12 protein-coding genes are annotated in these 12,467 nt (G+C 55.2%); 8 read left to right on the forward strand and 4 right to left on the reverse strand.

The window, feature by feature from the left end; translation table 11 throughout:
• Positions 1-18: 18 nt before the first annotated feature.
• Both K4305_RS01415 and K4305_RS01420 read left to right on the forward strand, forming a co-directional pair.
• Positions 19-765, forward strand: coding sequence for a cytochrome c (locus K4305_RS01415; protein ID WP_331560534.1), 747 nt, complete (start codon positions 19-21; stop codon positions 763-765).
• A gap of 62 nt (positions 766-827) precedes the next feature.
• Entirely contained in the window at positions 828-2,945 is a 2,118-nt protein-coding gene (locus tag K4305_RS01420) for a carbon monoxide dehydrogenase (protein ID WP_331560536.1), read from the forward strand.
• 879 nt (positions 2,946-3,824) lie between these two features.
• Here K4305_RS01420 and K4305_RS01425 read toward each other — a convergent pair.
• Positions 3,825-4,613, reverse strand: coding sequence for a class I SAM-dependent methyltransferase (locus K4305_RS01425; protein ID WP_331560537.1), 789 nt, complete (start codon positions 4,611-4,613; stop codon positions 3,825-3,827).
• Positions 4,610-6,415, reverse strand: coding sequence for a DNA helicase RecQ (recQ, locus tag K4305_RS01430; RefSeq protein WP_331560538.1), 1,806 nt, complete (start codon positions 6,413-6,415; stop codon positions 4,610-4,612). Before recQ ends, K4305_RS01425 begins: the two co-directional genes overlap by 4 nt.
• A gap of 140 nt (positions 6,416-6,555) precedes the next feature.
• On the opposite strand from recQ, the gene K4305_RS01435 reads away from it, so the two are divergent.
• On the forward strand, positions 6,556-7,062 hold the full coding sequence (locus K4305_RS01435) for a jacalin-like lectin (RefSeq protein ID WP_331560539.1): 507 nt from the start codon (positions 6,556-6,558) through the stop codon (positions 7,060-7,062).
• Positions 7,063-7,077: 15 nt separating this feature from the next.
• Here the strand turns inward: K4305_RS01435 and K4305_RS01440 are convergent, their stop codons facing one another.
• Entirely contained in the window at positions 7,078-7,542 is a 465-nt protein-coding gene (locus K4305_RS01440; RefSeq protein ID WP_331560540.1) for a hypothetical protein, read from the reverse strand.
• A 179-nt stretch (positions 7,543-7,721) separates the two neighbouring features.
• Here K4305_RS01440 and K4305_RS01445 point away from each other — a divergent pair, with 179 nt between their 5' ends.
• From K4305_RS01445 to K4305_RS01465, 5 genes are all read left to right on the forward strand, one after another.
• On the forward strand, positions 7,722-8,456 hold the full coding sequence (locus K4305_RS01445; RefSeq protein WP_331560541.1) for a TetR/AcrR family transcriptional regulator: 735 nt from the start codon (positions 7,722-7,724) through the stop codon (positions 8,454-8,456).
• 12 nt (positions 8,457-8,468) lie between these two features.
• Positions 8,469-8,933: a hypothetical protein gene (locus tag K4305_RS01450; RefSeq protein WP_331560542.1), complete on the forward strand. Its 465-nt coding sequence runs from the start codon at positions 8,469-8,471 to the stop codon at positions 8,931-8,933.
• Positions 8,930-10,228: a flavodoxin family protein gene (locus tag K4305_RS01455; RefSeq protein WP_331560543.1), complete on the forward strand. Its 1,299-nt coding sequence runs from the start codon at positions 8,930-8,932 to the stop codon at positions 10,226-10,228. The genes K4305_RS01450 and K4305_RS01455 overlap by 4 nt, the downstream gene beginning before the upstream one ends.
• Positions 10,229-10,484: 256 nt before the next feature.
• On the forward strand, positions 10,485-10,799 hold the full coding sequence (locus K4305_RS01460) for a hypothetical protein (RefSeq protein ID WP_331560544.1): 315 nt from the start codon (positions 10,485-10,487) through the stop codon (positions 10,797-10,799).
• A 269-nt stretch (positions 10,800-11,068) separates the two neighbouring features.
• Complete coding sequence (locus K4305_RS01465; protein ID WP_331560545.1) at positions 11,069-11,557, forward strand: DUF4405 domain-containing protein; 489 nt, start codon at positions 11,069-11,071, stop codon at positions 11,555-11,557.
• A gap of 33 nt (positions 11,558-11,590) precedes the next feature.
• Here K4305_RS01465 and ablB read toward each other — a convergent pair whose 3' ends face one another.
• Positions 11,591-12,430, reverse strand: coding sequence for a putative beta-lysine N-acetyltransferase (gene ablB, locus K4305_RS01470; RefSeq protein ID WP_331560546.1), 840 nt, complete (start codon positions 12,428-12,430; stop codon positions 11,591-11,593).
• Positions 12,431-12,467: the final 37 nt, after the last annotated feature.

Genomic DNA, 12,467 nt, shown 5'->3' on the forward strand with positions numbered 1-12,467 from the left:
AACGTCACCCATACTGCCATGAGAATACATACTGAGAGGAACCGCCGCTTGACAGCCGCTTTTCTGGGCGGCGCGCTCATGCTCTCCGCAGCCCTTTCCGGCTGTTCCGGGAACACCCCCTCTGAGAGCCCGACAGAAAAAACCCGAGAACGGCAGGCCTCTGCCGCAGAACATCAGCTCGACGGCCTGCGCCTCTATCTCGGGTACTGCTTCATCTGTCACGGCCAGACCGGAAGAGGCGACGGACCTTATGCCGCATCTCTTTCGGCACTTCCTGCGGACCTTACCGACAAGGGATATTTCGACAGGAAAACCGACAGGGAAATCTATGACTTTATCAGCAAGGGAGGAATTGCTCATGGCAAATCCATCCATATGCGTCCTTTCGGCATGCAGCTGACGCGACAGCAGATCATGGATATTGTGGCCTATGTCCGTGTGCTGAACGAGGAGCGCCCTGTCGAGCTTGAGAAAAAATCCGGGAATACCGCTGACGATATCTACGGGATGTCCTGCATCATGTGCCACGGTCGTGACGGAGAGGGTGACGGCGAAATATCGAGAAAGCTCGGTATCGCAATCCGTCCTCTCGGCAGCGATGCCGTACAGGCCATGAGCGACAAGGAGATGAACGCCATAATCTCAGGAGGCATAACCGATACCTCGAGACAGAGCGCCCGGTATATGCCCGCCTGGAGCAACAGTCTTACCGATGAACAGATCCGGCAGCTTGTCGCTTATATCCGGGCTCTGGCGAAACCCTGAATTTCCCGGGGTACAATGAGGATCTGCCGATCTGCACTGAATCATTAAAACAGCAAGGTATCATGACCGACGAAAAAAACTATCGTTACGATGACGAACTGACCGGTTCCCGCAACGCCCCACACTATGAACCGGGCATGCCGATGAAAGACCGGATCAGGCTGGTGCACAGGCTCAACTACAGCAAGGAAGAGGTTATAAAGCATACCGCCAACAAAGCTGTCGCGGAGATGGTGGAGCATATGGATCGTGCCGGAATCAGCAACACCTTTGACCGCTTTCTGCAGCAGCATCCTCAGTGCGGTTACGGCCTGACCGGCGCTTGCTGCGCGTTCTGTTCCTACGGTCCTTGCCGGGTGACGGAAAAAGCCCCTCTCTCGGTCTGCGGCAAGGATGTCGATCTTATAGTGGCAGGCAATGCCGTGCGCCGCCTTGCCTCCGGCATGGCGGCGCACGGCGCGCATGCCCGGGAGGTTTTTATCGCGCTGAAAGCTGCGGGAGAAGGGACGGCGCCGATTCCGGTCAGGTGCCCGGAGAAGGCGTTGGCAGTTGCCAGGACGCTCGGCTTCGATATCGAAGAAAAAAGTGTGGAGCAGCTCTGCGTCGAGATCGCAGACCGTTTCATAGACGATCTGCAGCGTTCGCTGCCGAAGCGGCACGACACCATTTTTTCCCTTGCCCAGAAGGAGCGTTCGTCGCTCTGGGAGAAGCTCGGCGTCATTCCCATAAGCGCCTATCACGAATGTTTCGAGGTGAACAATCTCACAAGCCACGGGACCGATTCCGATTTCGAGAGCCACATGCAGGCCTTCATGCGGGCGGTAGTGGCCTATGCGATGACGACCGTAGTATCGACTTCGCTTGCAACCGATATCGTGTACGGGTTGCCGCAGCGCTCGAAGCTCAACGTGAACCTTGGCAGTATACAGCAAGAGGGGTGCATCAACATCGGCATCAATGGCCATGCGCCCATGGTGGCATTCGCCATCTGCGATATCGTCGGTACGCCGAAAATCATGGAAAAGGTCAAAGCTGCCGGTGCCGGGGATATAAAACTCTACGGGATGTGCTGTACCGGCGGAGAGTTCGTCGAACGTGACCTCGGCATTCCGCTCGTAGCCATGGCTTCGTCGGCAGAGATGGCTGTGGCAACCGGCGCGTTCGAGGCTATTGTAGTCGATCAGCAGGATGTGCTTCCTGGCATGATGCCTGTCGCCAGGCGCTTCCATACCAAGGTGATCACCACCTCCCCTTCAGGACGGAAGGAAGGGGCCATTGTGCTGGAACTTGACTACTATCTGAAGAATCTCGATAAAATCTATGAACTTGCCGAACAGATTCTCGACATCGCCATCGACAACTATCGCAACAGGGATGCCCAAAAGGTACACATACCGGATATCAGGGCCAAGGTAGAGCTCGGGTTCAGTGTCGAGGAGGTTGCCCGGTTGTTCGACGGATCGATGCCGGAAAAAAAGATTCATGGCCTGGCGCGCCTCCTCCGGGAGGGAAAGCTCAGGGGCGTCGTCAATTTCGGCTCCTGCGGCAATGTTCGGGGTGCGGTATTCGAGCGAAACCAGGTCATCATTGCCCGCCAGCTCATCAAGAACGATGTATTGGTCACAGCTCACGGATGTTCCGGCATGGGGCTTCTGTTCGCGGGTCTGGCACATCCTGATGCTTCGAAGCTCTGCGGTCCCGGGTTGCGGGAGGTGGTCGAAAGCCTTGATATTCCCCCCGCGCTGCATGTCGGGGCGTGCACCGACAGCACGCGGGCAAGCCAGATCATGGCCTATACCGCCAACGCTGCCGGTCAGGCGAACCCTGCCATGCCTTTTGCCATGGTGGCCGCCGATCCTGCAGCCGAAAAAACCATGGGCGCTCGCTTCGCTTTCGTGATGAACGGCATCGAAACCTATTCATGCGTGCAGGATAACACCCTTGCGTCCGACCGTTTTATCGACTACGTCAGCAACCGGATGCGCTGCATGGTTGGCGCTGCGCTTAACTGGAACCCCGATCCTTACCGTACCGCCGAGGATATACTGCGGATGCTCGACGCTAAAAGGAGTGCGCTTGGCTGGCCTGTGCGGGATTACCTGATCGGCACCAGAGAAGAGATCGAGGATCGGATTCCCGATACCGTCGAAATTGGTAAATCCTTCTGTAAAAACAACTGAACATGGTTTAAGGAAAGGCCGGCAGATTGAACGATACATCGTAAAGCCGTTCGCTTGCCTTTAGAAGAATCTTCAGCATGCATGCTTCCTCGGAAGAACAGCATGACCCCCGAAATCACCGGGATGCGGTGTATGCTTCTAACGAACATGAGCGGTTGAGCTGGTATGAGGAGCGACCGCAGGCCTCGCTCGACATGATAGATGCGGCAGGGTATCGGCCCGGACAGCCCGATAACAGATGTCGGCGGCGGAGCCTTGCTGCCTTGAGAATCTCTGCGGCATGCAGGGACCGCCGACATTACCGTACTCGATTTTTCCCGGAAAGCGCCTGCTGGGCGGAATTCCATTTCTTTGTAGATCATATTAACTGATTGCCGGATTTTTTTCTTTGTGTATCAGTTATATAGTTATATAATGCGGGTGAGGGGGTGTGTTTTCGAAAGGAAGTTCGGAAACAAGTTCGGCTGTCAGTATTTATTCTGGTTCAGTATGGTGTAGTGAGGTATAGGGCGTACAGCAGCGTGTAACGATATAATTGGAATAAGCCATGAGAGGCAAATGCAGCAGTTTGGAGCAAGCTGAGTCGGGTTGCCGACGTGTGTGGTCTGGAGAGAGCGTGAACCGGAGGGATTATGGCGCCTGATAACAAATCGCCTTTTTTTTACCGGTGCGCTCTCAATAAAGCTCATCCGGGGAGCGAAGAACGGGACCAGATTCATGAAGCGGGGCGTGACGATAGCGTTGGTCCCCTTTCGGGAGATTGTTGCGAAGAATGCATGAGATCTGCATCAGGCAAAGGATTGCAGGGTGCTTCGCACGACGGGAGCAGCTCGCTGAACCCCTGAGGCACATAATAAGTTTTCGCCGCGAGGCGCGTTTTCATCGATCATCTGAAAATCTGCCGTTTTTTTTGCTGGCAGATAACATGAACGGCCAAATTATTCTTCGTTTTTCTTCCCGTTCCCTCCATAATTCCGAAAGTTCTTCTGCTGCCGGAGAGACAGGATCGATACCGTTTTTCCCGATATATCGCGTGACGGCAGACCAGGTACGCATATGGCCGACCAGTTCGCCGAGCGTCCAGTCGGCAGTCATGGCCAGTTCCGGAACTTCCAGTTTTTCGAAAGGAAGCGGTATCGTTTTTCTTCCGGCAGCGGTACGGTTCCACTCTTCTGGCCACCATTCGGCGAGCGTCATCGAGGCGAACTTCCTGACAAGAGCGTTAATCTGTTCGTCCTCAATCGAAAGAGGACCGTATGTCCATACGGCAAGGACGCCTCCGGGCACGAGAATCCGTTCCGCTTCGCTGAAAAAATGCTCTATATCGAACCAGTGCAATGCCTGCGCAACCGTTATCAGGTCAACCGATCCGTCGTCGAGTCCCGATTTTTCGGCAGGCGCGGCAGAGTAGGTTATGCCGGGATGCGGTATTGCTGCAGCGATCTGTTCAGGGCTGGCATCGGTAGCAATGACTTGTTTGAAGCGGGAGGCAAGTCCGATTGCTGCATGGCCTGTTCCAGTCGCGCAGTCCCATGCGAGGTTTCGTCCGGGAGCGACTGATGCCAGCCAGTCGAACAGATCTGCCGGGTAAGCCGGGCGGTACCGGGCATACTGTTTCGATACGCTCGAAAAATGATCGTGAAAGGATGCCCGCTCGCTCGCCGTCATGGCGTTCTTCCGTTATGGCCGGCATCGCACCAGCGTATGATGCAGGATATGAACTGTCTGCCGTAACGCTGCAGTTTGACCTCTCCGACGCCGGTAACCGCAAGCATGGACTCCTCATCCTTTGGAAGCAGCGAAGCCATATCTCGAAGAGACCGGTCGGAAAATACCACGTAAGGGGGGACGCCCTGCTCGTCGGCTATCTGTTTGCGCAGCGAACGCAGCAATTCGAAAAGTTCTTCGTTTTCCTGCGGCGCTGCGAACGCAAGGGCGCTTTTCTGCCGTTTGGTTTCAACGACCTCCGCCATTTCGATTTCCGTTTCGTTCTTCAGCACGCGCGAAGCTTCCGGCAGAAGATAGAGAGCCGGGTAGAGCCCATCTGCCCTCGATACGATTTTTCGCGCAAGCAGTTCGTCAACGAGCCGCTTCCAGAACGTCTTCGATTTTCCCTTTCCTGCGCCATAGGTTTTCAGCCGGTCGTGGCCGAAATCGAGCACTTTTCTGTTTGTGCTGCCGGTAACGATATCGATGATATGCGATGCTCCGAACCGTTGGTCGGTTCGCACTATCGCCGAAAGCAGCATCTGCGCCTCTCGGGTGCAATTAATGGTTTTATGCGATCCTGTGCAGACGTCGCAGTTGCCGCAGTTCTCTTCCGGATAGGTTTCCCCGAAATAGTCCAGAAGGCTTCTGCGACGGCATACCGACGAGGATGCGAACGAAACCACTTTCGAAAACGCAGCGAGTGCTCTTGCATGCTCCGCTTCGTCTGCGACGCTGTCAATGAAGAATCGTACTTTAGGGATGTCTCCGTGCGAAAAGAGCATGATGCACTGGGCCGGTTCGCCGTCGCGGCCCGCCCGGCCTGTCTCCTGATAGTAGTTTTCCATGCTTTTCGGCAAGTCTGCATGAACGACGAACCGGATATTCGATTTATCTATGCCCATACCGAAGGCGATGGTTGCCACGATCACATCGACCTCGTCGCGGATGAACGCCTCCTGGTTGCGTATCCGTTCCTCGTCGCCAAGGCCGGCATGATAAGGAAGGGCCCGGAACCCTTTCGAGCGGAGCATCGCAGCGGTGTCGCTGACGCTTTTGCGGCTGGTGCGATAGATGATGCCGGCCTTGCCGCGATTGGCTTTGAGGATCGAGACGAGCTGTTCTGCCGCATTTTCCTTGAAGCGGATATCGTAGAACAGGTTTGTCCGGTCGAACGAAGCCCGCACGACAAGCGGATCGCGAAGGCCGAGCCGCCTCTGTATGTCGTCCTGAACCCTGTGGGTAGCCGTAGCCGTAAATGCGGCAACCGGGACATTCGGGAACATGGCGACCAGCCTTGAAAGCGAGAGATAATCCGGTCGGAAATCGTGTCCCCATTCCGAAATGCAATGTGCCTCGTCGATCACCGCCAGAGATATACGTGCCCTGGCGGCAATATCCCGGAACCGTTCGAGCGCGAAACGCTCCGGGGCGACATAGAGCAGGTCGAGCGCATCCGAATGCAGCTGCCTCTGAACATCGTCCTGTTCGGCCGGAGAAAGCGAGCTGTTCAGGAATGCGGCGCGGATGCCGTTTGAGCGCGCGCCGTCAACCTGATCCTTCATCAGCGCGATCAGGGGGCTGACCACAAGGCAGGTCCCCGGCAGCATCACGGCCGGAAGCTGGTAGCAGAGAGATTTTCCCCCTCCGGTAGGCATGATGGCGAAAACATCCCTGTTTTCAAGGATTGCCCTGACGATCCGTTCCTGGTCGCGGCGAAACCCGCCGAAGCCGAAAACCCGCCGGAGGGTTTCTGTGAGCATGGGGGCTGAAAAGGCTGGTTCTTTCGCGTTTTTCACTATGTCTGCCTGTCGGAGTTGTTTTGTGTGTATTCCTGAAAAATACCTTAATTTGATGGTGAAGATGGTCAAGAAAAATATCATAAACAATAATGGAGGCGGCAATGAAACACAGCATATTCCTGAGGAACGCTCTGACAGGGCTGTTGTTCTTTTTCAGCGTTACATCCCTGGCATCCGCCGAGACATTTACGTTTCTGGGTCCATCCGGGGGACAGGGAGGCAACTATTTCTCCGATAAGCAGACCGGGGGATTACGGGTAACAGAGGTGAGGGTTCGGTCAGGGGCGTTCATCGATGCCATCCAGTTTGTCTATAAAAATGTCATTGACCAGGAGATTGCCGGTCAGCAGCATGGCGGCAATGGAGGAAATCCCAGTGTGTTCAAACTTCAGCAGGGAGAGTATATTACCAGAATTACCGGAAAACACGGGGATTTTATCGATTCCTTTCAGCTTGTCACTAATTACGGCCGTATAAAAGGGTGGGGCGGAACCGGCGGTTCTTCGCACTATACCTACAGCGCGCCTCCCGGATCCTCCATTTTCGGCCTGTTCGGCCGTTCCGGGGTTTATGTTGACGCTGTGGGTGTTATTCTTTCAACGAAATAAAAACGATGTCGGGTTTTATTTCCCGAAAAACTGTCTGAACGTTGCGACAAGCGGGATGATATAGAGCTCCGCGATGATCAGGTTCAGAAGGGCGTTCTGCCAGAGGCCGTATGCCAGCGAGACGGATGTGTCGAGCGAAAACCACAATGCGACCGAATAAGCGACGGAACGCCATCCCTCCGGATTTCCGCTCCGGAACGGTCCGTACAGCACGCCGAGCAGCGCGACGCCCCAGCCGGCCATCACCGAACCAAGCACGCCGTGCGTAAAGGTTATGTAGCCCGATGCGCTTTCCCCGAACGACGTGTAATGGTCCGTTACGTTATAAAAGAGCAGGCTGAAAAACCTGTTCATCACATCCGGCAGAACGACCATGGCGATACCGGCGACGATGACGCCCCAGCTCGAAACGACCATCCACTTCCACCAGAAAAGCTTGACGCCCGGACGGCGCCGGGTTGTGCCCTGACGAGGTTTCATCGATAACCATTTTACGAAGTGTTCAGGCAAAACATTCATTCCGTAAAAGGTACGATGAAAAAACGGCAATGCCAGAGCGCCTTTTGTCTATGCGTCGGAGGGTTATGCCCATGATGCTGAATTCTTTTTGATTTTCGGATTTACAGTGTAAATTTACACTGTAAACTAAAATTGATCCTATGGCCAGACCTTCCAGAGCATCGCAGCAGCCCAATCTCGGCGAGTCGATCAAGGAAGCCGCATGGCGGCAGATAACCGAATCCGGCGCGTCGTCCCTCTCTCTTCGCAGCATCGCCCGAGAGCTCGGCATCACGGCGCCGGCAATCTACAACTATTTTTCAGACCGCGATGCGCTGGTGACGGCGCTGATCGTCGACGCCTATGCATCCTTCGGCGACTGCCAGCACGAAGCCCGCGAATCGCATGCCGGACCGGGCAGAGAGCTCCACCGGCTGCGGGCTACCGGTATAGCTTACCGCAAGTGGGCGATCGATCATCCGCACCGCTACCTGCTCATTTTCGGCAATCCCGTGCCGGGATACGAGCCACCCATGCAGGAACTTCTGCCGGTCATGATGCGCTCTCTCGACGCGCTTCTGGAAACCGTTGGAGAGCTGCATGCCCTCGGGCGGCTCGATGTCGAAGGCGTACCGCTTCCTTCGCTCGAACCGGGCCACCGTTTTTCCGTGCTCATGGAAACCGCAGACGAAGCCATGCTCTCCGTTTACGCCGTCGCCATGGCCATCTGGAGCCGGGTTCACGGGCTTGTATCGCTCGAAATAACCGGTCAGCTGCCCCCGTTCGCCGAGGGCGGGGCGGCGCTCTATCTTTTCGAGCTCGATGCCGTCTGCCGTCAATTCGTCCTGCCGACGGACGTGACTGCTGATGCCGCTCGATTTTCCAGCAACGATTAACCGGAGAATGCCATGAAAAAAACCATTATCGCGGGTCTTGCAGGAGGCATGGCCATGAATGCCGCCATGCTGCTGACCTTCCGTACGCTCGGATTCGGGTGGGACGGCAAAGGGATACTGCTTGCCTCGCCCATGCAGAGCCATAAGCTTATCGCTGTCTGGACCGAGATTGAACCCCTTCCGCTTGTCGTCACTTCGCCCCTGCCCATCATTCTCGGGCTGTTGCTTTTCGCCGTCGGCCATGCGTTCATCTACCGCTCGATAGCCGTCGCCTGGCCGGCGGGGTTCCTGCCGAGAGCGATAAGAATGTCGGGCCTGATCTTTTTCATGACCTATCTTTTCTGGGAGTTCTTCACGCCCTTCAATCAGTTCGGAGAACCGCTGCCGCTCATCGCTCTCGAACTCTCCTTCTGGGCCGTCATTGCGGCAGCCGAAGGAGCGGCCATCGCATGGGTAATGGAAAGGAGCCCGTTATGAAGGCGCTGATTTTCGACGGTTCGCCCGAAGGCGATCCGTCGGGTGGCAGGATTGCCGGAGAACTGGTTCCGATTCTTGAGGCAAAAGGATACGAAACCGAACACATCATTCTCAGAGAGAAATCAATCGGCAACTGCAACGGATGTTTCGGGTGCTGGCTGAAAACCCCGGGAATCTGCGTAATAGACGACGACAACCGCGAGCTGTCGGAAAAATTCGTTCAGAGCGATCTGCTGATCATGCTCACGCCGGTAACCTTCGGAGGGTATTCTCCGGAACTGAAACGGATGCTCGATCATTTCATCGCCAATGTTTCCCCTTTTTTTACGACAATCGACGGAGAATCGCATCACCGTAAACGATACGCGGCCTACCCCGACCTGCTGGCGATCGGATGGCTCGATCAGCCTGACGAGCGTCAGACGGCGATTTTCCGGCATCTTGTCATGCGAAATTCGATCAACTTTTATTCCGCGAAAGCCGGTTGCGGCGTTATCTGCCGTACCGAAGGGACTGAAGCCATCCGTCAGACGCTGGCAGAACTGCTTCGGGGGCTCGAAACGGGCTCGCAAGTCCGGATGGAGCTTCCGGATGCAGGTACTGCTTCCGGAACGGACGATCCTCCCCGTAAAGCCCTGCTTCTGGTTGGCAGCCCCCGCATGGAGAAAAGCTCGTCGGCATCGATCGGCGGTTATCTTCTCGAAGAGCTGGAAACCAGGGGAGTTGCGACGCAAACCGTTCATATCCACAAAGCAGTGCGCGATAAGCGAAGACTTTCGGGGCTGCTCGAGGCCGTCGATAGCGCCGATCTCTGCATACTGGCCTTTCCGCTCTATATCGACAGCATTCCCGAACCGGTTATTGCCCTCATGCGGATGATCCGGGAGCGCAGAAGGGAGAGATTTTCCCGATGCGGATTGGCCGCCATTATAAACTGCGGTTTCATCGAGTCGCATCACAACGACGCCGCGCTTGCGATTTGTGCCGAGTTCGCCGGCGAATCGGCATTCGCATGGATGGGAGGCATTTCGATCGGGGGCGGCGAAGGACTGGTTCATGGCCGACCGCTCCGGCAACTCGGAGGGCCGGCAATTCCCTGCAGAACCGCTCTCGACTGCGTCGCCGAAGCCCTTGCGGCAGGCGATCCGGTTCCCGAAGATGCATGCCGACGGCTTGCCCGACCGTTCGTTCCGGCCTGGATTTACCGGCTGGTCGGCACCTGGAACTGGAAAAAACAGGCTCGTCGTAGCGGAGTCAGCCAGAGACTCGGCGATCGTCCGTTGCTGGCCGACTGAAAATTACCAATATTGAACAGACGCGTTGTTCCGGCGGACATGATATCAGCGTCGATGACCCGGCGATGAATATCCGCCAGATCGCAAAACGGAACGACAAGGAGCCTATGGAGGTTCCTGGAGTTGTGTTCAGGTAAACGGTTTTCCCGTTCCTTTGGCGTTCATGACCGTATGAACGGGATGTGCTGGTTATTGAGGCACTTATTTTCTCGTAACGATAACGGCAATACACCAATAAATTACAAGGAGGAATCACATGGCTACTATTCGTACAGATTTCGACGGGTACAAAATCTGGTATTACAGCGGGCATCCCTACGAGGCTCTTGTCTACGTGTATAACGGTACGAAGTATGTGGGACGAATCGTCTTTTTTAAAGATGGCGTCGCTGTCCCGCCCAATGCCAGCTATCCGGAGCCCTCGATACACTATCCATTGAGCAGGTTCGATGATGTGATGAATATCCTTCGCCAGGAAAAACCCCTCTATCTGCACCTGAATCTCGACAACAAGATCGGCACGGTTGCAACGAGCGATATAGAGCCAGTTGGCGAGGAAGAGGGTGTCTGACCGCTGAAAAAGTCGATGCATGAAGCCCCGATTTTTCGGGGCTTTTCTTGTATGCGCATGATTCGTAACCGGATCGATAGCGTCCGAACGGTTAAAAGAAGGTTAATCCGTCAATTTCCGTTTTTCGAAAGAGGGCACGGTTGGCATGATTTGCATTATTTGGTCTTTGTTTTGATCTATCGGGAAGAGCGTAACAGCTTTTCGCTCTAATGGCGTCACATCTTCGAAGATTGATTTATTTGCAAACCAACAGAACAGTGCCATTTATTATGAGTACAACGATGCGATCATGGGCCACTCCTCTGGCAATAGGCAGTTTCATTATCCTTGCCGTTACCGGCATTCTCATGTTTTTCAAGATCGAAGGCGGCTACATCAAACCGGTGCACGAGTGGCTGAGCTGGCTGATGGTTGCCGGCGTAGTTCTGCACACCGTCGCCAACTGGAAAATATTTGTCGGATACTTCTCGAAAATTCCTGCAGTCTCCATTATCTCGGTCGGCCTGGTCGTCACCGCCCTTGCGGTGTTCATGCCCGCATCACAGGAGGGTGGCAATCCAAAGGCGAAGATGATGAAGGCCATCCAGTCGGCAAGGCTTGAAACGGTTGCCGAACTTGCAGGCAAAGAGAGCGGCGACGTTGTTACGGCGCTCGCAGAAAAAGGCATTGCTGTGGACGATCCCGGCATGTCGATCCGCGAGATCGCAAAACTGAACGACAAGGAAGCAATGGAAGTGCTTGGGCTGGTTTTCAGATGAGGAGCATGTCCGGTACGTTGCGGTCCGTCATGTTCATGCCAGAGGCTTATGCCAGACGTTCATGCTCTCGATGCCGCCCGAAATACCGGTGTTGTTAACCAGAGTGCCGCCGAATGCGTAGCCTGATCGAGCGAAGGTGAGGTTCATGCCTGGAGAGAGGGCACGGGCAATGGTATATGCCGTCCCGAAGCCCTCCTTTCGCATTTCCCGCTCCATTGTCATAAGCAGCAAAAGAGAGAGGCTTCTGCCCCGCCGCTCCGGCAGCGTAGCGAAATCGGTCATTTCGACATTTCGGTTTTCCCTGTCCATTTCAGAGGAGGCAAGGGCGACCAGTCTATTTTTATCTCGAACGCCGAAATACTCGATATGGCTCAGCATGGTTTCCTGCAGATATGCCGGCTGATCGATCGGAAAAGGGTATGACGGAAAGACCTTCCGGTAGATTTCGCTCATTTCCATCGCGTCGGCTGGTCTGCACCGGATGATCTGACAGGAACCGGGCGCCGGATCATGCCGGTGTTCCGCCGCCGCCTGTCGCGCAAGTTCAAGAATGCGCGCAATCGCAGAGGCCTCGGCGGTACAGGCTCTCGCATCATCGAAAAAGCGGGCCATGAAGAACGCCGTCTCCCCATTCCGGTAAAACCCCGGAATTTCCGCCTCCCTGCGGTACCCCAATTCGAAAAAGGAAGCGGCGGCGGCTTCCGGGATTTTGGCGATTATTTTCGTATACCCCTTCCGAATCGCAAGCTCCGCCAGTCGAGCGGCAAGCAGTCCGGGTTCCGACGCGCCGGCATGCATGACATAAATGCGGTCGCTTTGCGGGCCATGCTGGATCGTTGCGCCGTAAAAGGGTTCAATCAGGTCTCTCTGCATGGGTTTGCAATGATTGTGCGTTGTCTGAAAACGCAAT

Source organism: Chlorobium sp. (assembly GCF_036528655.1).
Lineage (GTDB): Bacteria > Bacteroidota > Chlorobiia > Chlorobiales > Chlorobiaceae > Chlorobium.